This window comes from uncultured Streptococcus sp. (assembly GCF_963516575.1).
Taxonomy (GTDB): Bacteria; Bacillota; Bacilli; order Lactobacillales; family Streptococcaceae; genus Streptococcus.
In genome coordinates, this window is sequence record NZ_CAUQCP010000004.1 from 18,811 (window position 1) to 42,535 (window position 23,725).

Consider the following 23,725-nt stretch of genomic DNA (forward strand, 5'->3'; position numbering starts at 1 on the left):
AGGGGCTTGGGGATTTCCCCAAAACTGAGAAAATCAAGAAGGAAAACTGTAGGGTTCTCCTTCTCTGATTTTTTTAAATTTCGCAAATGGATATCCATTTGCTACGCTTGCCGGAAGGAAGTCAGGGGCTGATGTCTGCCCAGAAAATGCCAGAAATTCTGAGAGAAAGAGGAGAAAGAATAATGCAGAAACGAGAAAATAGGAAACGCTATATACAAAAATTGATACGACTAACACCAGAGGAGGATCGTCAAATTAAAACGGCGATGGCCCAAATGGGAGTTCCATCTTTTCAATACTATGCGAAGAATCAACTGGTGCAAGGAAAAGTCGTGCAAATTGATTTTTCTGAATTGAAAGACCTTCGAGTTGCCATCAATCGAGTGGGAACGAACATCAACCAAATTGCCAAACATGCCAATGAAAATCAAGGGGTTACGACAGAGGAAGTGGCACAAGTTATTGACTATCTATCTGAGTTGAAAGAGATGGTAGCTGCCAAACTTTCTAGCGCAGAAAAACAGAGTCTACAGGAACGGAAACGAACGGTAAGGAGTGATATAGAAGAATGGTAGTTATTAAATCTCCAACTCAAATTAAAACACCAGCTAATTTGAAGAGAGCTGTTAATTATATTCTGAATGAAGCGAAAACTCTTGTATCAGGAACTGCAGAAAGTGATCTTGATTTTCCTCTTGTCTATCATAACGGTGAGCTTCAAATGAAGCTAGTATCTGGCAATGGGATTTCAGATTATAGCGTAGCAGATGAAGAAATGGTCATGACAAAATTGGCTGCAGCCTTTAAAAAAGGAGATGACGACTTGAAAGAATTATCTTCAGGAAAACAAGTATTGGCTCATCACATTATCCAGTCTTTTTCTCCAGATGATAACTTGACCCCTGAGCAAATTCATGAAATTGGCCGCCAAACGATGTTAGAATTGACAGGTGGAAATTATGAGTTTGTGATTGCAACACACACGGATAAAGATCATCTTCATAATCACATCATACTCAATACCACCAATACCTCAACGCTCAAGAAATTTCGCTGGGAAAAGAAAACCCTGAAAAATTTGAGAGCCATTTCGGACAAACATGCGGCACGGTATGGCGCTAAAATTATTGAGCCTACTATGAAAAATTCTTATACAAAGTATTCTGCTTGGCGGAGACAAAATAATTATCGGTTTGAAATCAAGGAACGTCTTGATTTTCTTCTGAAGCACTCTCTCTCGTTGGAAGATTTTAAACATAAAGCAGCTGCGCTTGATCTTCAGGTTGAGTTCTCTGGTAAATTTGTTAAGTATAAATTACTTGATCAGCCTCAACAAAGAAATGTCCGAGATGATACATTATCGAAGAAAGGACTCTATTCTCTTGAAAAAATAAAAGAGAGAATTTCTAAGAATCAGTTAGTTTTTGATGTGGAGGAATTGAAAGAACAATATCAAGAATCAAAAGAAAAAACGGCAAATGATTTTGAATTGAAATTGGAAGTTGAATCCTGGCAGGTCGAGCAAGAAAGCAAGCAAGGCATTTACGTGCAGATGGATATGGGAGCTTTAAATAGTGGTACCATTTTAATACCTTCTCATAAAGTTGATAAAAATGAGGATGGAAATTATACCATCTATATCAAAGTGAAAGACTATTTTTATTTTCTCAATCCTGATCAATCTCAAAAAAATAGATACATGATGGGCTTGACTGTCGCAAGGCAATTAGCCAAACAAAATGGAGAAACACTTGTAACTAAAAACGCTCAAATTTCCTCTATGCGTGAACTGATTAAGGAATATAATTTCTTAGTCGAGCACGGCGTGACAGATGGAACACAATTTCAACATTTGGAGGAGCGCTTTAATGAAAAGATAGAGGCTACCCAAGAGGAATTAAGACAGCTAGATGAGCGACTTGGACGTTATCATAAAATTGAAGGAGCACTTTTAACCATCCAGCAATCTCCAGAAAATAGTCTTGCGGCGGTACAACTATTGGATGATTTAGGAGTTCCCAAAGATATGGGACTGGAAGATGTCAGTCAACTGATCAAACAATTCCAAATTGAAAAAGGAGCCTTACAAGAATTCTTTGACGATACTCTAAAACATTACACAGATTATAGAGATATTAAGGATCATTTGCGTAGTCGTGAAGAGAAAGTTGACCGACGATTTGAGGATGAAAAAGTCTTGTAGAAGTTTCTGATGTTTTCAATCTAGTCATGATTTCCGTACAGAGAGAACAGTTCTCTTTACATTTGGGGAGATAACCTTTTCTAGGAATTGCTGGCGAAAGGGAAGGAGAAACTTCATTGCAAAATAATTATAAATATAAATATACACATATTTACAAATATAATTATAATGGTATAATAGAAGTATAGAAAAAGAGAAGGAGAAATAGAATGAAGATTATCACATTTGCTGCTATTAAAGGCGGTGTTGGAAAAACAACTTTGACATTTAATTATGGAGAATGGTTGGCTAGGAAAGGCCATAAGGTTCTCTTTATAGATTTAGACCATCAGTGTAATTTGACTCAATGCTACAATATTTACGAAAGTCAGAATACAATTGCGAATGCTTTCAAAGGAGGCGACGTGGATGTTAAGCACATCAAGGAAAATGTTAGTCTTATTCCAGGTTCAGTTCAGTTGGATACAGTGGAGCGAGATTTAGAGAACAGCGATAAGAAAAACATGCTCCTTTATCTTTGGTTAGAAGATAACTACGAAAAGAAGAAGTTGGGTCAGTTTGACTATATCTTGATTGATTGTAGACCAGATTTTGCGACAGCTACAAAAAATGCTGTTGCGGTCAGTCACGCTATTATTAGTCCCTTGACTCCTTCAGAGTTTGGTTATAATGCTAAATTCAATCTATCAACTCGATTAGAAGCGTTCAGAAAGGATGTAATCGATTATCGTACCAGAGAGTCCTACATTACTGCTGAGTTATATTTTCTAGCAAATATGATTCGACCAAACTATGGATCATCAAGAGAATTACTGGAAGCCCTTGGACTTGAAGCCAAAGAAAAGGGAACTGACAATCTTCTAGGAATTGTACCAGCAAAAGAGCTATTCAATCATTCTACGATTGATAAGGTCTCTATTGCAGATATGAAGGAGAATCCTGAGCTTTATCAAAAACACAAAAAGTTTTTCACTGAGCTGGAACAGACTTTTTCAAAAATTTATGATACAATATAATTATGTTTATAAACACAAATACAATTATAAATATAATTGGAAGGAGATTGTTATGGCATTCACACCAAAAGAAAAAGAGATTTCGCAGATTATCGAAGCAACCCATCAACCTGAGCAGATTTCAGATGTCGCTAATTTTGAAAGTTTTGAACGCAAAAAGCAATTCCAGTTTACTTTGAAGCCAAGTAATCGGAAAAAGTTAGATCAAGTTGCAAAAGCAGCTGGCGCAAAGTCTGCATCAGATTATCTTGATAAGTGGTTGGAAAGTTTACAATAAAAAAACAGATATAACTATATCTGATTGCTACGAGGAGAAATTATGGATTTAATCACGAGACTCTTAGCAGAGAGAGAAGGAAAAGTACATGGTGGTATTTATGATATCACACAGAAACGCTTTGCTTATAATTCTAACCGAATTGAAGGAAGTCGTCTGACAGAAGAGCAGACTAGCTTAATTTATGAGACAAAGACAATCGCAAATATTGATGCAAAAGGAATCAAAATTGATGATTTGGTAGAAATGAATAATCATTTTAAATGTTTTGATTATATCTTAGATACCGTTAACGAGCCACTGACAGAGGACTATATTAAAACACTGCATCGTATTCTAAAAAGTGGAACAAGTTCTGAGCATAACCCGATAGCTCCAGTTGGTCGTTATAAAGTATTGCAAAATGAGGTAGGAAAAATTGCGACAGCTTCTGTTGAACAGACTGAAGATGAGATGCTTTCTTTACTGATTGGCTATGATTTGAAAAAACAAAAAGATTTGAATTACTTAACAAGCTTTCATGCACAATTTGAAAGGATTCATCCTTTCGCAGATGGCAATGGTCGAATAGGACGATTGCTTTTGTATAAACAATGCTTAAAAGAAGGGCTTACCCCCTTTATTGTGGATGATATTAATAAGGCGACTTATTATTCAGCACTTGAATCCTTTCAGGTTCACGATAATCGACAGCCATTATTTGATTATTTCCAATCGGAGCAACTTTTTTATATGAATTATCTTAAAAATAAAGGATTTGAAGGAGCTATCAATGATGAGAAAGAGGGGAACTTCATAAAAAAGTCAGATAAATTCTAAGAAAAGGTGCAACAGTTTAAGCTAAGAGAAGAAAGTCATCCCTGGAAAAACAGCTATATTTATAAATATAATTACAAACATAAATATAACCACAATTATAAAATCTGTTATATTAGTTGTGAGATGATGATTCTGACAACTGTCCTGAGCCTGGTTCTTATATCAGGCTTTTATTTTTACCTTGAAATAGAAACATTTGAACTTTTGATACTCAACTAAATCACTTTAGTATTTTTCAATAATAAATAGGGTGTTGATTTTAATTTAAAGAAACAGCCTATTTTATTCTCGGAACAAAAATAAATTTGAAGACTTGTTTTAAAAATCATACAATTTTCATAAGAATTGAAAGGGAAATGAAAAATTGTATGAAACAATTTGATGAATTGAGATTTAGTAGTCAGGAACAAGAAAAGACAAAACAAAATTTTTTACAGCATATTGCACAGTATGATGAGTCGATAAGCTCTAGTATGAGATCTAAAGGATATCGTTGTAAAAATCAGTCTGAACGTACAGTAGCTTTTACATTTGGAGAAGTGACCTTTTCTAGAAAACGTTGGTATAAGAATGGTGAATGTAGAATACCAGTTGATGAAATGTTAGGCTTAGAAAAGAATGTACGTCATTCACAGGAACTATTGTATCAAGCTGCGGTTCTAGCTACAAAACTACCCTATCGTCAGGTAGGAGAGACAATTGAGATGGTTTATAATGTAACTGTCACTAAAGATACCGTCAATAAGGTCGTCAAATTAGCCAATCAATTACTGGAAGAAAAGGATGATTATCGATTTTTTAAAGAAGAGAAGAAGATTGAAAAAATTAAAGCAGATATCATTTACATAGAGGGAGATGGTGTATATGTGAAAACATCTGAAGATGGTTCTGAAAAAAGGAATATGGATTTATCACATTTTGTAGTTCATACAGGATCAAAACAGATTAGCCCAAATCGTTTTGAGCTAGAAAATAAAAAAGAGCTTATCCGATTGGATAATCGCTCAGCTCGTAGAGAATTGTTGGATTTATTGGAAAATGAATATGAAATTACAAATGAGACCGTACTAGTTACCAATTCTGACTGTGGCAAGGGTTATACACCACATGTATTTACTGAAATTGCTAAATCATTTAATATTAAGAGGCATGAGCATTTTTGGGACGAATATCACTTGAACAAAGAAATCAAAGAATTTACAAAGTCTTATCCGAGAGAGTTGAGAGAAGACTTATTTCAAGCTATTAGAGAGCATGATAAGAAATTATTAAGGCGTTCACTAGATGCTATAGAATCTTTGGTTAGTAGTGAAGAAGGACAAGAAAAATTTGAATATTATTCGAGTAGATTAATTAGAAATTTTCAGTATACGAAACCAGCGGAGATGAGAGGACTTCCAAAGGCAGGTATTGGGATTATGGAGAGCCAACATAGAAAAATAACGTATAGAATGAAGCATAGAGGGATGTATTGGACAAGTGAAGGTGGGATAGCCGTAGCGAATATGATATTGTTAGAGCGTGAAGGAAAATTAAGAGATTTATTTTTTGGAGAATGGAAGGAGAACTATGATAAGTATACGTCATTGGATCATATCAGTGCGGATAGTGTTCGGCCTAAAAATGACTCTAAAGACTACAAACTCCCCCGTTTACATAAAAATATAGAAAAGATATTTAAGATGAAATAATTTAAGTGCTAATTTAAACGGAACACAAATATAAATAGGCAACAATTTCTAGAGAGATTTGGGCTTTTTTGGCGTGGAATAATTGACATTTTTCCTGATTTTGGTATAATAGAGATATAAAAAACAACGAAAAAAGGAGTTGGAAATGAGCCTCCAACTCCGCAGAGTAACACAAACCTCACTTGTATTACTCAGTCAACTAAAATGATAGCATAAGAAAAAATCATTGTCAAGGGCTGAGCATACAAAAATGTTTAGCCCTTTCGTGTATCTGCATGTATTTATATGGAAATTTAGGATTTCTCAAAAATCACGACACATACGTATAAGTGCTTTTGCTTTACATAAGTTGGCAAACGTGCTATACTGATAGTAAGAATATGAGAAAGTGAGGCGGGGAAATATCTTCGCCTCTTGCTTATGAGGAGGTGGACGCAATCGCAACAATCGTAGAATTAGTCAGAGAAGTTGTAGAACCTGTCATAGAAGCGCCTTTCGAACTCGTGGACATCGAGTATGGAAAGATTGGCAGTGACATGATTCTCAGTATTTTTGTAGATAAACCTGAAGGAATTACCTTGAACGATACGGCAGACTTGACAGAAATGATCAGTCCTGTCCTAGACACCATCAAGCCAGATCCCTTCCCAGAACAATATTTCCTAGAAATCACTAGTCCAGGCTTGGAACGTCCTTTGAAAACCAAGGATGCCGTCGCTGGAGCGGTTGGGAAATACATCCATGTCGGGCTCTACCAAGCCATCGATAAGCAAAAGGTCTTTGAAGGAACCCTGTTGGCCTTCGAAGAGGACGAGTTGACCATGGAATATATGGACAAGACGCGTAAGAAAACTGTCCAAATTCCATACAGTTTAGTATCAAAAGCACGTTTAGCAGTTAAATTATAGAAAAAGAAAGGATAGCTTTTGAGGATTCAAAAGTGAAGAAAACATGAGTAAAGAAATGCTAGAGGCCTTCCGCATTTTGGAAGAAGACAAGGGAATCAAAAAAGAAGATATCATCGACGCAGTAGTAGAGTCGCTTCGTTCCGCTTATCGCAGACGCTATGGTCAATCAGACAGCGTAGCTATTGACTTTAACGAAAAAACAGGTGACTTTACTGTTTATACTGTCCGTGAAGTTGTTGATGAAGTATTTGATAGCCGTTTGGAAATCAGCTTGAAAGATGCTCTTGCCATTAATTCAGCCTATGAGCTTGGCGACAAGATTAAGTTTGAAGAAGCACCTGCTGAGTTTGGTCGTGTAGCAGCCCAATCTGCCAAACAAACCATCATGGAAAAAATGCGCAAGCAAACACGTGCCATTACCTACAATACTTATAAAGAACATGAACAAGAAATCATGTCTGGTACGGTAGAACGCTTTGACAACCGCTTTATCTATGTCAACCTTGGCAGCATCGAAGCCCAATTGTCAAAACAAGACCAAATTCCTGGAGAAGTCTTTTCTTCTCATGATCGTATTGAAGTATATGTTTACAAGGTTGAAGACAACCCTCGTGGTGTGAACGTCTTTGTTAGCCGTAGTCATCCAGAAATGATCAAACGTTTGATGGAGCAAGAAATCCCAGAAGTTTATGATGGAACTGTTGAAATCATGAGCGTAGCTCGTGAAGCTGGTGACCGTACGAAGGTTGCCGTTCGTAGCCACAATCCAAACGTGGACGCTATCGGTACAATCGTTGGATGCGGTGGAGCGAATATCAAGAAGATTACTAGCAAGTTCCATCCAGCTCGCTACGATGCCAAGAGCGACCGTATGGTACCAATCGAAGAAAATATCGATGTTATCGAGTGGGTAGCAGATCCAGCTGAATTTATCTACAATGCCATCGCTCCTGCGGAGGTTGACCAAGTTATCTTTGATGAAAACGACAGCAAACGTGCCTTAGTGGTTGTTCCAGATAACAAGCTTTCTCTTGCTATCGGTCGTCGTGGGCAAAACGTTCGCTTGGCAGCTCACTTGACTGGTTACCGTATCGATATCAAGTCTGCTAGTGAATTTGAAGCCATGGAAGAAGCTGCTTCAGTAGAGTTGGAAGCAGAAAACGATACTGTAGAAGAATAAAAGCTGCTAGAGGAGGGAAAGATGAAAACAAGAAAAATCCCTTTGCGCAAGTCTGTTGTGTCTAACGAAGTGATTGATAAGCGTGATTTGCTCCGTATTGTCAAGAACAAGGAAGGACAAGTCTTTATCGATCCGACAGGCAAGGCCAATGGCCGTGGCGCTTATATCAAGCTAGACAATGCAGAAGCCCTAGAGGCGAAAAAGAAGAAAGTCTTTAACCGCAGCTTTAGCATGGAAGTGGAAGAAAGCTTTTATGACGAGTTGATCGCTTATGTGGATCACAAAGTGAAAAGAAGAGAGTTGGGACTTGAATAAGCAAAAGATAAGCAATCTCTTGGGACTCGCTCAGCGAGCAGGGCGGATCATATCGGGTGAAGAATTGGTGGTCAAGGCTATTCAAGACGGTAAGGCCAAGTTGGTCTTTCTAGCCCATGATGCTGGACCCAATCTGACCAAGAAGATTCAAGATAAAAGTCATTATTATCAAGTAGAAATTGTAACCGTGTTTTCAACACTGGAATTAAGCATAGCAGTCGGGAAATCAAGAAAGGTTTTGGCTGTGACAGATGCTGGATTTACAAAGAAAATGAGGTCTCTTATGGAATAGAAGAGGAGGACATGATTTGTCTAAGAAAAGATTGTACGAAATCGCAAAAGAACTTGGAAAAGAAAGTAAAGAAGTTGTAGCGCGTGCAAAAGAGTTGGGCTTGGATGTGAAAAGCCACTCATCAAGTGTGGAAGAAGCTGTCGCTGCAAAAATCGCTGCCAGCTTTAAGCCTGCAGCTGCTTCGAAAGCAGAAGCAGAACCTGCAGCACCAAAAGCAAGTGCAGAAAAGAAAGCCGAAAAATCTGAGCCAGCAAAACCAGCTGTAGCTAAGGAAGAGGCAAAACCTGCAGAGCAAGTCGCTCCGAAGACAGAAAAAGTAGCGGCTAAACCGCAAAGCCGTAATTTCAAGGCTGAACGTGAAGCCCGTGCCAAAGAGCAGGCAGAGCGACGTAAGCAAAACAAGGGCAATAACCGTGACCAACAACAAAACGGCAACCGTCAGAAAAACGACGGCCGTAATGGTGGAAAACAAGGTCAAGGCAACCGCGATAATCGTCGCTTTAATGACCAAGCTAAGAAACAGCAAGGTCAGCAAAATCGTGGAAATGAGCGCCGTCAACAAGAGGACAAACGTCCAAATCAAGCGGCTCCACGTATTGACTTTAAAGCCCGTGCAGCAGCCCTAAAAGCAGAGCAAAATGCAGAGTATGCACGTTCAAGTGAGGAACGCTTCAAGCAATATCAGGCTGCTAAAGAAGCCTTAGCTCAAGCAAACAAACGCAAGGAGCCAGAGGAAATCTTTGAAGAGGTTGCTAAACTAGCTGAACAAGCCCAACAAGAGCAACAAGTTCAAGCAGTAATTGAAGTGGTGTCTGAGAAAAAAGAACCTGCAGTGGATACACGTCGTAAAAAACAAGCTCGACCAGATAAAGAACGTGACGATTATGATCACGAAGAAGATGGTCCTAGAAAAAACCAAAAGAATCGAAGTAGTCAAAATCAAGTGAGAAATCAAAAGAATAGTAACTGGAATAATAGTAATAACAAAAAGAATAAAAAAGGCAATAAGCAAAACAACCGCAATCAGGCTCCAAAACCTGTTACAGAGCGTAAATTCCATGAATTGCCAACAGAATTTGAGTATACAGATGGTATGACGGTTGCGGAAATCGCAAAACGTATCAAACGTGAACCAGCTGAAATCGTTAAGAAACTCTTTATGATGGGTGTCATGGCCACACAAAACCAATCCTTGGATGGGGAAACAATTGAACTCCTCATGGTGGATTATGGTATCGAAGCTAAACAAAAGGTTGAAGTGGATAATGCCGACATCGAACGTTTCTTTGTCGAAGATGGTTATCTCAATGAAGATGAATTGGTTGAGCGTCCACCAGTTGTAACTATCATGGGACACGTTGACCACGGTAAAACAACCCTCCTAGATACCCTTCGTAACTCTCGTGTTGCGACAGGTGAAGCAGGTGGTATCACTCAGCATATCGGTGCCTACCAAATTGTTGAAAATGGCAAGAAGATTACCTTCCTTGATACACCAGGACACGCGGCCTTTACATCTATGCGTGCGCGTGGTGCTTCTGTTACCGATATTACTATCTTGGTTGTAGCGGCAGATGACGGGGTTATGCCTCAGACTATCGAAGCCATCAACCACTCAAAAGCGGCCAACGTTCCAATCATCGTAGCCATCAACAAGATTGATAAACCAGGTGCCAACCCAGAACGCGTTATCGGTGAATTGGCAGAGCATGGAGTTATGTCAACTGCTTGGGGTGGAGATTCTGAATTTGTTGAAATCTCAGCTAAATTCAACCAAAATATCGAAGAATTGTTGGAAACAGTCCTTCTTGTGGCTGAAATCCAAGAACTCAAGGCAGACCCAACAGTGCGTGCGATCGGTACCGTTATCGAAGCTCGCTTGGATAAAGGAAAAGGTGCGGTCGCAACCCTTCTTGTTCAACAAGGTACCTTGAATGTTCAAGACCCAATCGTTGTCGGAAATACCTTCGGTCGTGTCCGTGCTATGACCAACGACCTTGGTCGTCGTGTTAAGGTAGCAGGTCCATCAACACCAGTTTCAATCACAGGTTTGAATGAAGCACCGATGGCGGGTGACCACTTTGCTGTTTACGAGGATGAAAAATCTGCGCGTGCAGCAGGTGAAGAGCGTGCCAAACGTGCCCTCATGAAACAACGTCAAGCTACCCAACGTGTCAGCCTTGAAAACCTCTTTGATACGCTTAAAGCTGGTGAACTTAAGTCAGTTAACGTGATCATCAAGGCCGACGTACAAGGTTCAGTTGAAGCCCTTTCTGCCTCACTTCAAAAGATTGATGTGGAAGGTGTCAAAGTTACCATCGTCCACTCTGCGGTCGGTGCTATCAACGAATCAGACGTAACACTTGCTGAAGCTTCAAACGCTTTCATCGTTGGTTTCAACGTACGCCCTACACCACAAGCTCGTCAACAAGCCGAAGCTGACGATGTGGAAATCCGTCTCCACAGCATTATCTACAAGGTTATCGAAGAGATGGAAGAAGCCATGAAAGGGATGCTTGATCCAGAATTTGAAGAAAAAATTATCGGTGAAGCGGTTATTCGTGAAACCTTCAAGGTATCTAAAGTGGGAACTATCGGTGGATTCATGGTTATCAACGGTAAGGTTACCCGTGACTCTAAAGTCCGTGTTATCCGTGATGGTGTTGTTATCTATGATGGCGAACTCGCAAGCTTGAAACACTACAAAGACGACGTCAAAGAAGTTACAAACGGCCGTGAAGGTGGATTGATGATCGATGGCTACAATGATATCAAGATGGATGATGTGATTGAGGCTTATGTCATGGAAGAAATCAAACGATAATAGAGAAACGATAGCCAATTTGACTCGTCGTCAACAGCGCCTTGATGAACCCTTAGTTCTATCTAAGGCTTGTTTCCTAGATTCAAATGGCTCTAGTTCCTCTATCTAATAAAAATAGCTAGGTCTGCTGGCCTAGCTTTTGGTTCAAAGTAGAGAAAGGAATATCATGGCAAATCATTTCCGTACGGATCGTGTGGGCATGGAAATCAAGCGTGAAGTCAATGAGATTTTGCAAAAGAAAGTCCGTGATCCGCGTGTCCAAGGCGTGACCATCACAGATGTTCAGATGCTAGGTGACTTGTCTGTAGCCAAGGTTTACTACACCATTTTGAGTAACCTTGCTTCGGATAACCAAAAAGCTCAAATCGGACTTGAAAAAGCAACTGGTACTATCAAACGTGAACTTGGTCGCAATTTGAAATTGTACAAAATCCCAGATTTGACCTTCGTCAAAGACGAATCCATCGAGTATGGAAACAAGATTGACGAAATGCTACGCAATCTGGATAAAAACTAAAGAAGAGGGGCAACCCTCTTTTTTTGGTGTGTGCCAGTCCTCCTTATGGTATAATAAAATAAATAATATCATTTATAAACGATAATGGAGGTCGTCATGGACAATATCATCGATGTGTCAATTCCCGTTGCAGAAGTGGTGGACAAGCATCCAGAAGTCTTGGAAATTTTAGTGGAGCTTGGTTTTAAACCCCTTGCCAATCCCTTGATGCGCAACACAGTCGGTCGCAAGGTATCGCTCAAACAAGGTTCCAAGCTTGAAGGGACTCCTATGGACAAGATTGTCCGCACACTGGAAGCGAACGGCTACGAAGTGATTGGATTAGACTAATGGCAGATGAACGGATTCATGTCCTACGGGATATTTTGTTAGAATTGCATAATGGCGCCTCTCCTGAGTCGGTTCAGGAGCGCTTTGATGCGACCTTTACAGGTGTTTCAGCTATCGAGATTTCCCTTATGGAGCACGAGCTGATGAACTCAGACTCAGGTGTTACCTTTGAAGATGTCATGGAACTCTGTGATGTTCATGCTAATCTTTTTAAAAATGCTGTTAAGGATGTCGAAGTTGCAGATACCGAGCACCCAGGTCACCCAGTTCGGATTTTCAAAGAAGAAAATCTAGCCCTCCGTGCGGCCTTGATTCGCATTCGGAGATTGTTGGATACCTATGAGTCTATGGAAGATGAAGAAATGCTTGCGGAGATGCGCAAGGGCTTGGTGCGTCAGATGGGGCTTTTGGGGCAATTTGACATCCACTACCAGCGCAAGGAAGAGCTCTTCTTTCCTATTATGGAGCGCTATGGACACGATTCACCTCCCAAAGTTATGTGGGGAGTGGATGATCAGATCAGGGAACTCTTTCAAACAGCTTTAGCGACAGCCGAGTTACTGCCAGAAGTGTCGATTAGCAGTGTAAAAGAAGCTTTTGAAGCCTTTGCGACAGAGTTTGAAAGTATGATTTTCAAGGAAGAGTCCATCCTTCTCATGATTCTCCTTGAGTCCTTCACTCAGGATGACTGGCTTCAGATTGCGGAGGAGAGCGATGCCTATGGTTATGCCATCATCCGTCCGTCTGAGAAATGGGTGCCAGAACGTCAGAGTTTTATTGAGGAAAAGAGTGCAGAGGAGCCTGTACAGTTAGATACGGCAGAGGGTCAAGTTCAGCAAGTTATCGATACGCCAGAGGGGCAGTTCACCATTACCTTTACTCCTAAGGAAAAGGAAGCAGTGTTGGACCGTCATAGTCAACAGGCTTTTGGCAATGGCTATCTCTCGGTCGAGCAGGCCAATCTCATCCTCAATCATCTCCCTATGGAGATTACCTTTGTCAATAAAGACGATATTTTCCAATATTACAATGACAATACGCCGGCTGATGAGATGATTTTCAAACGGACGCCGTCCCAGGTTGGGCGCAATGTTGAACTCTGCCATCCACCTAAGTACTTGGACAAGGTCAAGACCATTATGAAGGGGCTTCGTGAGGGAAGCAAAGACAAGTATGAAATGTGGTTCAAGTCTGAGTCGCGAGGTAAGTTTGTCCACATCACCTACGCAGCAGTGCACGATGAAAACGGAGAATTCCAAGGTGTGCTGGAGTACGTTCAGGATATCCAGCCCTACCGTGAGATTGACACGGACTATTTCCGTGGATTAGAATAAGGAGAAAAAATGAGTTACGAACAAGAATTTATGAAGGAATTTGAAGCCTGGGTCAATACCCAAATCATGATCAACGACATGGCGCATAAGGAAAGCCAAAAAGTCTACGAAGAAGACCAAGACGAGCGTGCCAGAGATGCTATGATTCGCTACGAAAGTCGTTTGGATGCCTATCAGTTCTTGCTTGGTAAGTTTGAAAACTTCAAAGCAGGCAAGGGATTTCATGACTTGCCAGAAGGCTTATTCGGTGAGCGAAATTATTAAACGAGATAGATTCTTGATTTTTTACTAAAATCTTGATAGAATATTTATATTAAATCCTTGTCAGAGCAGGGGTTTTTTATTGAAAGGATTTTATCATGTCAAAGAAACTCAATCGTAAAAAACAATTACGAAATAGCCTCCGTCGTGCAGGTGCTTTTTCAAGTACTGTGACGAAGGTTGTAGAAGAGACAAAGAAAGTCGTAAAACGTGCAGAACAGTCAGCAAGTCAAGCTAGTAAGGCTGTTTCTAAAAAAGTTGAACAAGCAGTAGAAGCTACCAAAGAGCAAGCTCAAAAAGTAGCCAATTCTGTAGAAGATTTTGCAGCAAACTTGGGTGGACTTCCACTTGATCGTGCTAAAACTTTCTACGATGAAGGAATCAAGTCTGCTTCAGATTTCAAAAACTGGACTGAAAAAGAACTTCTTGCCTTGAAAGGAATCGGCCCAGCTACCATCAAGAAATTGAAGGAAAATGGCATCAAGTTCAAGTAATCTTTCTTGTGTCTTGCATTTCCGAAAAAATCTTGCTACAATAGAGCCATTAGAGGTGTTTTGAATCCCACATTTTACAGAAAGTGGCGGTGCTGAGAAGTCCACAAATGTGTCAAAACTAGTTGCTAATGGATGAAAAATTGAAATAAAAGTGTCTTTTTGTTTTAAAGACGAGAGTTGCGGGCAACTGCCCGAATTTGGGTGGTACCGCGGATAAGCATATTCGTCCCTGTCATGTAGATGGCAGGGATTTTCTTTTGCGTCTTAGTAAAAGGAGGTTGTCATGAAGCAATCTTTTAACACAAGTAAACTATATTATGGTTTTCCTATCTTCATTTTGGGGTATCAGGACCAGAACTTCGAGCAGAATATCACGACCTGCAGTTCCTCTTATAGCTTGGGAGATTGGCTAGTCATCGGTGTCGGTGCTGAGGAAAATGCGGCTGAGCAAATCAAGCATTACCAGAAGTTTACTGTGAATATTCCTGATGAAAATCTCATGCTCGAGATGGAGCAGGCTGGTTTTATCAGTCATCGAGAGAAATTGAAACACCTGGGGCTAGACCACGAGATTTCTGAACAGACTCAGTCTCCGATTTTAGAGGCTTGTCCAGTCGTATTAGAATGTCAAGTTGATAGAATTATTGAGGAAGACGGTATTTGTCACATCTTTGCCAAGATTATCGAGCGACTTGCTGATCCAGAACTTTTGGATGATAAAGGACATTTTAAAAATGACCGTTTTTCACCGACTTACTTTATGGGGGACGGTCACCAGCGAGTTTATCGTTATCTAGATGACCGAGTCGATCCCATGGGAAGCTTTATCAAGGAAGCGAGGAAGAAGGATGGCAAGAACTGAGTTGCCAGATAAAATCGAAACAGAGCGACTTGTCTTGCGAGTCCGTACTGTGGCGGATACTGAGGATATCCATGCTTACGCCAGTCTCCCAGAGGTCGCCTATCCAGCAGGCTTTCCTCCTGTCAAGACCTTGGAAGATGAGGTTTACTATCTAGAGCATATCCTTCCCGAACGCAATCAAAAGGAAAATCTCCCAGCTGGCTATGGGATTGTCGTCAAAGGAACCGATAAAGTCATTGGTTCTGTTGATTTCAACCATCGCCATGCGGATGATGTGCTAGAGATTGGCTATACCTTGCATCCAGACTATTGGGGTCGAGGCTATGTACCAGAAGCAGCGCGTGCCTTGCTTGACCTAGGCTTTCAAGAATTGGGTCTTCACAAGATAGAACTGGTCTGCTTTGGATATAATGTCCAAAGTCAACGAGTCGCAGAAAAACTTGGATTTACCCTTGAAGCTCGCATAAGAGACCGTAAGGATGTCCAAGACAACCGCTGTGACAGTCTGATATATGGCTTGCTGAGGAGTGAGTGGGAGGTGATTTGATGCATCTTTTCATCATTGGTGCTCCAGCATCAGGAAAAATGACGATTGGTCAAGAATTATCTCGACTGACGGATGCAACCCTATTTTATAACCATCAAGCCATCGATTTTGCACTAGAAATCTATCAGGACTTTACAGAGGAAATGTGGGAATTTGTTCGTGGAATGACCTTTTCTTTCCTTGGAGCAAGTGCAAGAAATCAGCGCTCAGTAATTTTAACTGACGTAATTGATTTTTCAAATCAGTACCAGCTACTGTATTTGAAGCAAATTCAGGATTTGTTGAATGACTATCATCAAGAGATTCTGTTTGTTGAATTGGAAACAAGCCTTGAAGAGCGCTTACGTCGAAATCGAACGGAGAATCGATTAAAGCACAAACCTTTAAAACGACATATTGAGGTATCTGAAAGAGAAATTTTAGAGACAGCTGAAACCCTTCGATTAAATTCTCAACATCAACCGAATGAGTTGCACCACTACCTTAAAATAAATAATACGAATTTGTCTGCAGGAGAAGCTGCTAAGCAGATTCAAGATAAAATGAAAATAATAGAAAAAGGACAAACACATATCTAAACAACTTCATGAAGATGTTCTCAAGACTCAAGAAGTTCAAAAGTCTCAATCTTTTTCGTTCGTGATTCCTACCACCAAATGTAACTGGAAAACTCTACCTTAATCGCGCTTGGAGTACACCCTTCAAAGTAAACGAATCACAAAGAAACTGGGATTTCCCATTTAAGCCTGTATCCGAGGTCGTAAGAATATCCAATACAGCAGAGGTAGAGTTTGATCTATTGAAGACTGAATTAAAGGAGAAAATAGATGGCTAAAAAGAAAAATAGAAAAAAAGAATTAAGACGCCAGCAAAAGTTGGATATTAAAGTTATTTCTGAAGAAGAGGCTGTTGGACGGAAATTATGGCCAAAAATCCAACTTTTGTAGAACGTCGAACCATTCAAAATTTCGATGAGCTACATACAGCAGTGATGCAATATGCTGATGAACATGGGGAGTATCCAGATGTTCAGCTAATCAATTACCAACTGAAAAATAGGACTTTTGATTGGAATCAGGATCATGCTTTATTTAGAGAAGCTATGCATACTCCGAATACACAGAAGCGAAATAAACTGTTAAAACAAGTTTTAAAAATCAATCCAGATTATTTTGCTGCTGATTTTCACTCATTCTTATCAGAGGTTGAAGATTTTGATTTACCAACCTTTAGATTAGATTTAGGAGGCAAAGATTGAAATTAATGTATTATTTTAATACTGATAATAGATTGAGGAATCTTTTTGCTCAAACTTGGAAAATACTTATGTATGCGCTAACGTATTTTCCAATAATATCTCTAATTATATTCTGTCTTACCGATTTTAAATTAGTTATAATTTTACAATTTGCCTTGATACTAATATATGTGTTCAACTATAAAAATCGATTTAATAAGTTTAGAGTTTTTCTTACTAAAAGTACTAAATCTTTAGCTTTTATGCACGCATGGGATGGAATATTTTGCGGAATCTTGACTTACATTCTTTATAACCTAAATCTAGTTGAATCAACTTTAATCAACTTATCTCAATATTTTTTTACTAATTATGGCATAAGTAAAAATCACATAAATAACTGGCTTATCATTGTAATACTTTTAATATTACCATTGGTATTATCTGTTATAAAAACTATAATATCAATCAAGATATTTAAAAAAGTTAATAAAATCGATATCTCCAAGGGAAAGACACTATGGAATGTATATGCCACGATGCTTATTAATTCGTTTTTATGGTATTATATCTATATTTATTACTTTATTTCTAAAGCTATTGATTTTCATTCCGATTTAATAACTGACATTTTTATATTTAATTCATTTATTGCGCTTTATTTAATATTCTGGTGGAGAATTCATAATCTAATTAGACATGGTGCAAAAGATACCAAAGAAGTAATAGCATCATGGCTAACTGGAACAATCTGTATATTGTTGTTAGCAATATTTAATCAAGTTGAAAATGAATTAATAAATGCTTTAACCTGGTTTTTGCCAATATTAATTCCTAGTCTAATTGGAGAAATAAATTCTCAATTTGATACAAAAAAATATAAGAAAAAACCAATAAGAACTGAGAAAATGGATAGACACCTCTATCGAACTCAACTATATAGTTTTCTTACTCTATTAATGTTGAGTATTATTCCAAAGTTAACCGAAATTATTTGGGGTTTAAAGATTAAGATGAAATTGGTCGAATTTATAACTCCCGCAGCTGATTGGATGTCTGAATTATTTGCCTCAACTATAATTATTTTCGTTTGTTTCATATTATCATTAGTTATTGGGAAGGTTATAATTTGGTTATTACAGTATTTCTATTTAAACACCCATAATGGATATTACGTGTATCGTGACAACATGCACAGTGTATTAATAAATCGTAGATATAAAAGAAATATTCATAAAAGGAGAAAAAATAATGTCTAATCAACTTTCACCTAAATACACTCCATCCTATGTTTAGGCTGGTCGTTACCAAAAATGCCTTGATACGGATGTTTTCAAGCCGGCAGGAGATCAAAAGGCTAAGTCTTATTCAATAGTGATTCCCACCACCAAATGTAACTGGAAAAAACTCTACCTTAGTCACGCTTGGGGGATAACTTTCAAAGTAAACGAATCACAAAGAAACTGGGATTTCCTATTCAAGCTTGTAGCTGAGTCCCAAAGGATATCTAAGCCAGTTGAGTCGGGTCTATTGAAGAATGAGTTAGAGGAGAAAATAGATGGCTAAAAAGAAAAATAGAAAAAAAGAATTAAAACGCCAGCAAAAGTTGGATATCAAAGTTATTTCTGAAGAAGAGGCTGCTTGGACGGAAATTATGACTAAAAATCCAACTTTTGTAGAACGTCGGACCATTCAAAATTTCGATGAACTGCATACAGCAGTGATGCAATATGCTGATGAACATGGAGAGTATCCAGATGTTCAGCTAATCAATTACCAACTGAAAAATAGGACTTTTGATTGGAATCAGGATCATGCTTTATTTAGAGAAGCTATGCATACTCCGAATACACAGAAGCGAAATAAACTGTTAAAACAAGTTTTAAAAATCAATCCAGATTATTTTGCTGCTGATTTTCATTTATTCTTATCAGAAGTTGAAGATTTTGATTTGTCAACCTTTAAAAAAGTATTGGATTTTGAAATTCTAGTTTTAGAAAAATGGAAAATGAACGGATACAATAGTTGGAATTATTTTGAAGCACGCCCTATCCTGTCTGCTCTGATGTTTCTGATTGAGTATTATATGATGGAGAACTTCAATTCTAAGGCTATAGAATTGATTAACCTATATTTGAGTAAGCGACCAGAACGTTTTCCTCCTAATTTTGTCTTCTGTATGCTTTCCTTGTATCATATTACTGGCCAGGAACTAAAGGTTGAGCGCTTCTATCGTGAAGAATTAAATAAAGGGAAACGGGATGATACCATTCTTATTCATGCCATCATCTCTGCTTTTTCTCAAGGAAAAATTGAGGAAGCAAGTCAGCTATTTGCAAAATTAGTGGAAATAAATGATGAAGCTGTTGAATTCTTTATAGAGGAAGATTGGCAATTCAAAGTTATAGATATCGAAGACCAAGAATGCTATTGTCCAAATTCAGTTGAATCGCTACAAGCTAGTTTGTATCCTCTGTTTGATTATTTACTAGAAAATATTATTTTAACGAAATTTTTAACAAACGAAGCCAAGAAATTCCGTCGTAAACCAGTATTTTCGAATCATTCCAGTGTGTTAAGAAATCTATCCCAGGTTACAGACTGGTACTCCTTTATGAGCGAGGAAAAAATGAAGGGAATCCGGATGGATCTTGTTCGCATCTTTGTTGAAAATGGGATTCGTACATCTTCAGATTTCAAAAAATGGACTGAAAAAGAAGTTCTCGCTTTGAAGGGAATTGGTCCCGTAACCGTTAAAAAGCTGAAAGAAAACGGCATAGAGTTTAAGAAAGAGAAGTAATTGTTTATGGAAGGGGGGAGGTGAAATTGTCTTGAATGAAATTTCTAATTTCATCCTGTATACTACACCAAATGGCGACGTTCAGCTAGATATCCTTTTACAAGATGAAAATCTTTGGTTGACTCAAAAAGGTCTTGCAGAGCTCTTTGGAGTTGAACGAAGTGTCATTACAAAGCACTTGAGAAACATTTATGATAGTGGTGAGTTGGATAAGGTGTTAACTTGTGCAAAATTTGCACAGGTTCAACAAGAGGGGAATAGAGCTGTCAGGCGTGAACTTGAATATTACAATCTGGATGCTATCATTTCAGTTGGCTATCGCGTAAATTCCAGCAAGGCTACTCAATTTAGAATTTGGGCAACCAAGACTTTGAAAGAATTTATCATCAAAGGTTTTGTTTTGAATGATGAACGCTTGAAACAAGGACAGACAGTTTTCGGACAAGATTATTTCCGTGAACTTTTAGAACGAATTCACTCTATTCGTTCTAGCGAGCGCCGAATCTATCAACAAATCACGGATATCTTTGCCGAATGTGCCATAGATTATGATCGAAACTCAGATATTACTAAAAATTTCTATGCTATGGTGCAAAATAAATTTCATTATGCAATTACTGGAAGTACTGCTGCAGAAATTATCTATCAACAAGCCGATGCTAGTAAAGAAAAAATGGGATTAACTACTTGGAAGAATGCAGCTGATGGACGAGTACTCAAATCAGATGTAACGGTGGCTAAAAACTATTTGCAAGAAAAAGAAATTCGACAACTAGAGCGAACAGTTACAGCTTATTTTGATTATATTGAAGGTTTGGTTGAGCGCCGTAACACTTTTACCATGCGAGGATTGGCAGATAGTATTGATCGCTTTCTATCTTTTAATGAGTACGAAATTTTAGAAGGAAAAGGAAGTATTTCCAAGAAACAAGCAGACTCAAAAGCCATCCAGGAGTATGAAAAATTTAACCGAACTCAAAAAATTCTATCGGACTTTGATAAACATATTCTGAAGATAATGAGAGAAAGTTAATGTAAAATTTTTATACAGTTTCGTTTTTGCTTAAAGAAGATAGTGAGAAAACAAGATGAGTTGAATCAAAGTCTATCTTCTACATACTAATTTTATTTAAAGATATTAACTAGAAAGGACAAACACATGTCTAAAGAACTTTCACCTAAATACAATCCAGCCGAAGTTGAGGCTGGTCGTTATCAAAAATGGCTTGACGCTGATGTTTTCAAGCCTTCAGGCGATCAAAAGGCTAAGCCTTATTCGATCGTGATTCCACCACCAAACGTTACAGGTAAACTTCACCTTGGTCACGCTTGGGATACGACTTTGCAAGATATCATCATCCGTCAAAAACGGATGCAAGGTTTTGATACCCTTTGGCTTCCAGGGATGGACCACGCGGGGATTGCGACTCAGGCTAAAGTTGAGGAGCGCTTGCGTGGAGAGGGCATTACACGCTATGACCTAGGTCGTGAAAAATTCCTTGACAAAGTTTGGGAATGGAAAGACGAATATGCCACTACTATCAAGGAACAATGGGGCAAGATGGGGCTCTCTGTAGACTACTCTCGTGAGCGTTTCACTCTTGACGAAGGTTTGTCAAAAGCTGTTCGTAAGGTCTTTGTGGACCTTTACAAGAAAGGTTGGATCTACCGTGGTGAATTTATCATCAACTGGGACCCAGCGGCTCGCACTGCCCTTTCTGATATCGAGGTGATTCACAAGGATGTCGAAGGTGCCTTCTACCACATGAACTACATGCTGGAAGACGGTTCACGCGCCCTTGAAGTTGCGACAACTCGTCCTGAGACCATGTTTGGGGACGTTGCCGTTGCGGTCAACCCAGAAGACCCACGCTACAAGGATTTGATTGGTAAAAACGTCATCCTCCCAATCGCTAACAAACTCATCCCAATCGTTGGGGACGAACACGCAGATCCTGAGTTTGGTACGGGTGTCGTGAAAATCACACCTGCTCACGATCCAAACGACTTCTTGGTTGGTCAACGTCATAACTTGCCGCAAGTCAATGTCATGAACGACGACGGAACTATGAATGACTTGACCTTTGAATTTTCAGGAATGGACCGTTTTGAAGCTCGTAAGGCAGTCGTAGCTAAGTTGGAAGAAATCGGTGCCCTCGTTAAAATCGAAAAACGTGTCCACAGTGTTGGTCACTCAGAGCGTACAGGTGTTGTGGTTGAGCCACGCTTGTCTACTCAATGGTTCGTCAAGATGGACCAATTGGCGAAAAATGCCATTGCCAACCAAGACACAGATGACAAGGTCGAATTCTACCCACCTCGTTTCAACGATACCTTCCTCCAATGGATGGAAAATGTCCACGACTGGGTAATCTCTCGTCAGCTTTGGTGGGGTCACCAAATCCCTGCTTGGTACAATGCTGAGGGTGAAATGTACGTCGGTGAAGAAGCTCCAGAAGGTGACGGATGGACTCAGGACGAGGACGTCTTGGATACTTGGTTCAGTTCTGCCCTTTGGCCATTCTCAACCATGGGCTGGCCTGATGTTGACTCAGAAGACTTCAAACGTTACTTCCCAACTTCAACCTTGGTTACAGGTTACGACATCATCTTCTTCTGGGTGTCTCGTATGATCTTCCAATCTTTGGAATTCACAGGTCGTCAACCATTCCAAAACGTCCTTATACACGGTCTTATTCGTGACGAGCAAGGACGCAAGATGTCTAAATCTCTAGGCAACGGGATTGACCCAATGGATGTCATCGAGAAATATGGTGCTGATGCCCTTCGTTGGTTCCTTTCAAACGGTTCTGCACCAGGGCAAGACGTGCGCTTCTCTTACGAGAAAATGGATGCTTCATGGAACTTCATTAACAAAATCTGGAATATCTCTCGCTACATCCTCATGAATAATGAAGGTTTGACCCTTGAGCAAGCAACTGCTAATGTCGAAAAAGTGGTCAACAAAGAAGCAGGAAACGTTACAGATCGCTGGATTCTCCACAACCTCAATGAAACCATCGGAAAAGCAACTGCCAACTTTGACAAGTTTGAGTTTGGTGTAGCTGGACACATCCTTTACAACTTCATTTGGGATGAGTTTGCGGACTGGTACGTTGAGTTGACTAAGGAAGTCCTATACAGCGACAACGAAGAAGAGAAGGTCATCACACGTTCTGTTCTCCTTTATACTTTGGACAAGATCCTTCGCCTCCTTCACCCAATCATGCCATTTGTGACAGAGGAAATCTTTGGACAAATCTCAGAAGGCTCAATCGTGACAGCAGAATACCCAACTGTTAACCCAGCCTTTGAAGATCTTGCGGCTCACACAGGTGTGGAAAGCCTCAAAGACTTGATCCGTGCTGTTCGTAATGCGCGTGCGGAAGTAAACGTAGCACCAAGTAAGCCTATCACCATCCTAGTTAAGACTAGCGATAGCGACTTGGAAGCTTTCTTTAACAGCAATGTCAACTACATCAAACGCTTTACAAATCCAGAACACTTGGAAATCGCATCAACTATCCCTGCACCTGAACTTGCTATGTCAAGTGTCATTACAGGAGCAGAAATCTACTTGCCACTGGCTGACCTCCTCAATGTCGAAGAAGAACTGGCTCGTCTCGACAAGGAACTAGCTAAATGGCAAAAAGAACTGGATATGGTCGGTAAGAAGCTCTCTAACGAACGCTTCGTAGCCAACGCCAAACCAGAAGTCGTCCAAAAAGAACGCGACAAACAAGCCGACTATCAAGTTAAATACGACGCTACAGTAGCGCGGATTGATGAGATGAAGAAGTTGGTTAAATGAAGATAGA

24 protein-coding genes and 1 pseudogene are annotated in these 23,725 nt (G+C 39.4%); all 25 read left to right on the forward strand.

The window, feature by feature from the left end; all coding sequences use genetic code 11:
• Positions 1-182: 182 nt before the first annotated feature.
• A complete protein-coding gene (locus RWM06_RS01330) occupies positions 183-575 on the forward strand; it encodes a plasmid mobilization protein (protein WP_025169670.1) in 393 nt (130 codons plus the stop codon).
• A complete protein-coding gene (locus tag RWM06_RS01335; protein ID WP_313969834.1) occupies positions 569-2,203 on the forward strand; it encodes a relaxase/mobilization nuclease domain-containing protein in 1,635 nt (544 codons plus the stop codon). The genes RWM06_RS01330 and RWM06_RS01335 overlap by 7 nt, the downstream gene beginning before the upstream one ends.
• Positions 2,204-2,412: 209 nt before the next feature.
• Entirely contained in the window at positions 2,413-3,219 is an 807-nt protein-coding gene (locus RWM06_RS01340) for a ParA family protein (RefSeq protein ID WP_313969835.1), read from the forward strand.
• Positions 3,220-3,271: 52 nt separating this feature from the next.
• Positions 3,272-3,496, forward strand: coding sequence for a hypothetical protein (locus RWM06_RS01345; protein WP_313969836.1), 225 nt, complete (start codon positions 3,272-3,274; stop codon positions 3,494-3,496).
• A 42-nt stretch (positions 3,497-3,538) separates the two neighbouring features.
• Entirely contained in the window at positions 3,539-4,315 is a 777-nt protein-coding gene (locus RWM06_RS01350) for a Fic family protein (protein WP_313969837.1), read from the forward strand.
• A 368-nt stretch (positions 4,316-4,683) separates the two neighbouring features.
• A complete protein-coding gene (locus RWM06_RS01355) occupies positions 4,684-6,006 on the forward strand; it encodes an ISLre2 family transposase (protein ID WP_399553521.1) in 1,323 nt (440 codons plus the stop codon).
• Positions 6,007-6,434: 428 nt separating this feature from the next.
• Entirely contained in the window at positions 6,435-6,914 is a 480-nt protein-coding gene (gene rimP, locus RWM06_RS01360; protein WP_001808916.1) for a ribosome maturation factor RimP, read from the forward strand.
• Positions 6,915-6,957: 43 nt separating this feature from the next.
• The gene (gene nusA / locus RWM06_RS01365) at positions 6,958-8,094 is read left to right on the forward strand and encodes a transcription termination factor NusA (protein WP_313969839.1); all 1,137 of its coding nucleotides are present in this window, start codon (positions 6,958-6,960) and stop codon (positions 8,092-8,094) included.
• 21 nt (positions 8,095-8,115) lie between these two features.
• Entirely contained in the window at positions 8,116-8,409 is a 294-nt protein-coding gene (gene rnpM, locus RWM06_RS01370) for an RNase P modulator RnpM (RefSeq protein ID WP_000857562.1), read from the forward strand.
• Complete coding sequence (locus RWM06_RS01375; protein ID WP_001041390.1) at positions 8,402-8,701, forward strand: YlxQ-related RNA-binding protein; 300 nt, start codon at positions 8,402-8,404, stop codon at positions 8,699-8,701. The genes rnpM and RWM06_RS01375 overlap by 8 nt, the downstream gene beginning before the upstream one ends.
• A 16-nt stretch (positions 8,702-8,717) precedes the next feature.
• The gene (infB, locus tag RWM06_RS01380; protein WP_313969840.1) at positions 8,718-11,525 is read left to right on the forward strand and encodes a translation initiation factor IF-2; all 2,808 of its coding nucleotides are present in this window, start codon (positions 8,718-8,720) and stop codon (positions 11,523-11,525) included.
• Positions 11,526-11,691: 166 nt separating this feature from the next.
• Positions 11,692-12,042, forward strand: coding sequence for a 30S ribosome-binding factor RbfA (gene rbfA / locus RWM06_RS01385; protein WP_001273601.1), 351 nt, complete (start codon positions 11,692-11,694; stop codon positions 12,040-12,042).
• Between the two features lie 96 nt (positions 12,043-12,138).
• Positions 12,139-12,372 carry a DUF1858 domain-containing protein gene (locus RWM06_RS01390; RefSeq protein ID WP_000368739.1) on the forward strand — a complete coding sequence of 78 codons (234 nt, stop codon included), beginning with the start codon at positions 12,139-12,141 and terminating at the stop codon, positions 12,370-12,372.
• On the forward strand, positions 12,372-13,706 hold the full coding sequence (locus tag RWM06_RS01395) for a DUF438 domain-containing protein (protein ID WP_313969841.1): 1,335 nt from the start codon (positions 12,372-12,374) through the stop codon (positions 13,704-13,706). Before RWM06_RS01390 ends, RWM06_RS01395 begins: the two co-directional genes overlap by 1 nt.
• 9 nt (positions 13,707-13,715) lie before the next feature.
• A complete protein-coding gene (locus RWM06_RS01400) occupies positions 13,716-13,970 on the forward strand; it encodes a DUF1912 family protein (RefSeq protein ID WP_313969842.1) in 255 nt (84 codons plus the stop codon).
• 95 nt (positions 13,971-14,065) lie between these two features.
• Positions 14,066-14,461, forward strand: coding sequence for a helicase (locus tag RWM06_RS01405; RefSeq protein ID WP_042900374.1), 396 nt, complete (start codon positions 14,066-14,068; stop codon positions 14,459-14,461).
• A 283-nt stretch (positions 14,462-14,744) separates the two neighbouring features.
• Positions 14,745-15,323, forward strand: a complete 579-nt coding sequence (locus tag RWM06_RS01410; RefSeq protein ID WP_313969843.1) for a flavin reductase family protein — start codon at positions 14,745-14,747, stop codon at positions 15,321-15,323.
• Positions 15,310-15,870, forward strand: coding sequence for a GNAT family protein (locus RWM06_RS01415; protein ID WP_313969844.1), 561 nt, complete (start codon positions 15,310-15,312; stop codon positions 15,868-15,870). Before RWM06_RS01410 ends, RWM06_RS01415 begins: the two co-directional genes overlap by 14 nt.
• Positions 15,870-16,448: an AAA family ATPase gene (locus tag RWM06_RS01420; protein ID WP_313969845.1), complete on the forward strand. Its 579-nt coding sequence runs from the start codon at positions 15,870-15,872 to the stop codon at positions 16,446-16,448. Before RWM06_RS01415 ends, RWM06_RS01420 begins: the two co-directional genes overlap by 1 nt.
• Before the next feature lie 344 nt (positions 16,449-16,792).
• Positions 16,793-17,128 (forward strand): hypothetical protein, encoded by a 336-nt coding sequence (locus RWM06_RS01425; RefSeq protein WP_313969846.1) that lies wholly within the window; start codon positions 16,793-16,795, stop codon positions 17,126-17,128.
• 5 nt (positions 17,129-17,133) lie between these two features.
• Positions 17,134-18,366, forward strand: a complete 1,233-nt coding sequence (locus RWM06_RS01430; RefSeq protein ID WP_313969863.1) for a beta-carotene 15,15'-monooxygenase — start codon at positions 17,134-17,136, stop codon at positions 18,364-18,366.
• Positions 18,359-18,550 (forward strand): annotated as a pseudogene (locus tag RWM06_RS09680) (class I tRNA ligase family protein); the annotation flags it as partial. The gene RWM06_RS01430 and the pseudogene RWM06_RS09680, both read left to right, overlap by 8 nt.
• Before the next feature lie 115 nt (positions 18,551-18,665).
• Entirely contained in the window at positions 18,666-19,907 is a 1,242-nt protein-coding gene (locus RWM06_RS01435) for a hypothetical protein (RefSeq protein WP_313969847.1), read from the forward strand.
• A gap of 31 nt (positions 19,908-19,938) precedes the next feature.
• On the forward strand, positions 19,939-20,940 hold the full coding sequence (locus RWM06_RS01440; protein ID WP_313969848.1) for a virulence RhuM family protein: 1,002 nt from the start codon (positions 19,939-19,941) through the stop codon (positions 20,938-20,940).
• Positions 20,941-21,066: 126 nt separating this feature from the next.
• Positions 21,067-23,718 (forward strand): valine--tRNA ligase, encoded by a 2,652-nt coding sequence (locus RWM06_RS01445; protein WP_313969849.1) that lies wholly within the window; start codon positions 21,067-21,069, stop codon positions 23,716-23,718.
• Positions 23,719-23,725: the final 7 nt, after the last annotated feature.

What these genes read in the sequence shown, in the direction of transcription:
- RWM06_RS01435 (WP_313969847.1), top strand. Translation starts at nt 18,666, where the DNA reads ATGGCTAAAAAGAAAAATAGAAAAAAAGAATTAAAACGCCAGCAAAAG.
- RWM06_RS01350 (WP_313969837.1), top strand. Translation starts at nt 3,539, where the DNA reads ATGGATTTAATCACGAGACTCTTAGCAGAGAGAGAAGGAAAAGTACAT.
- RWM06_RS01335 (WP_313969834.1), top strand. Translation starts at nt 569, where the DNA reads ATGGTAGTTATTAAATCTCCAACTCAAATTAAAACACCAGCTAATTTG.
- RWM06_RS01415 (WP_313969844.1), top strand. Translation starts at nt 15,310, where the DNA reads ATGGCAAGAACTGAGTTGCCAGATAAAATCGAAACAGAGCGACTTGTC.
- RWM06_RS01445 (WP_313969849.1), top strand. Translation starts at nt 21,067, where the DNA reads ATGTCTAAAGAACTTTCACCTAAATACAATCCAGCCGAAGTTGAGGCT.
- RWM06_RS01340 (WP_313969835.1), top strand. Translation starts at nt 2,413, where the DNA reads ATGAAGATTATCACATTTGCTGCTATTAAAGGCGGTGTTGGAAAAACA.
- RWM06_RS01395 (WP_313969841.1), top strand. Translation starts at nt 12,372, where the DNA reads ATGGCAGATGAACGGATTCATGTCCTACGGGATATTTTGTTAGAATTG.
- rbfA (WP_001273601.1), top strand. Translation starts at nt 11,692, where the DNA reads ATGGCAAATCATTTCCGTACGGATCGTGTGGGCATGGAAATCAAGCGT.
- RWM06_RS01390 (WP_000368739.1), top strand. Translation starts at nt 12,139, where the DNA reads ATGGACAATATCATCGATGTGTCAATTCCCGTTGCAGAAGTGGTGGAC.
- RWM06_RS01420 (WP_313969845.1), top strand. Translation starts at nt 15,870, where the DNA reads ATGCATCTTTTCATCATTGGTGCTCCAGCATCAGGAAAAATGACGATT.
- RWM06_RS01405 (WP_042900374.1), top strand. Translation starts at nt 14,066, where the DNA reads ATGTCAAAGAAACTCAATCGTAAAAAACAATTACGAAATAGCCTCCGT.
- rnpM (WP_000857562.1), top strand. Translation starts at nt 8,116, where the DNA reads ATGAAAACAAGAAAAATCCCTTTGCGCAAGTCTGTTGTGTCTAACGAA.
- RWM06_RS01425 (WP_313969846.1), top strand. Translation starts at nt 16,793, where the DNA reads ATGGCCAAAAATCCAACTTTTGTAGAACGTCGAACCATTCAAAATTTC.
- nusA (WP_313969839.1), top strand. Translation starts at nt 6,958, where the DNA reads ATGAGTAAAGAAATGCTAGAGGCCTTCCGCATTTTGGAAGAAGACAAG.
- RWM06_RS01410 (WP_313969843.1), top strand. Translation starts at nt 14,745, where the DNA reads ATGAAGCAATCTTTTAACACAAGTAAACTATATTATGGTTTTCCTATC.
- RWM06_RS01430 (WP_313969863.1), top strand. Translation starts at nt 17,134, where the DNA reads ATGTATTATTTTAATACTGATAATAGATTGAGGAATCTTTTTGCTCAA.
- RWM06_RS01345 (WP_313969836.1), top strand. Translation starts at nt 3,272, where the DNA reads ATGGCATTCACACCAAAAGAAAAAGAGATTTCGCAGATTATCGAAGCA.
- RWM06_RS01355 (WP_399553521.1), top strand. Translation starts at nt 4,684, where the DNA reads ATGAAACAATTTGATGAATTGAGATTTAGTAGTCAGGAACAAGAAAAG.
- RWM06_RS01400 (WP_313969842.1), top strand. Translation starts at nt 13,716, where the DNA reads ATGAGTTACGAACAAGAATTTATGAAGGAATTTGAAGCCTGGGTCAAT.
- RWM06_RS01330 (WP_025169670.1), top strand. Translation starts at nt 183, where the DNA reads ATGCAGAAACGAGAAAATAGGAAACGCTATATACAAAAATTGATACGA.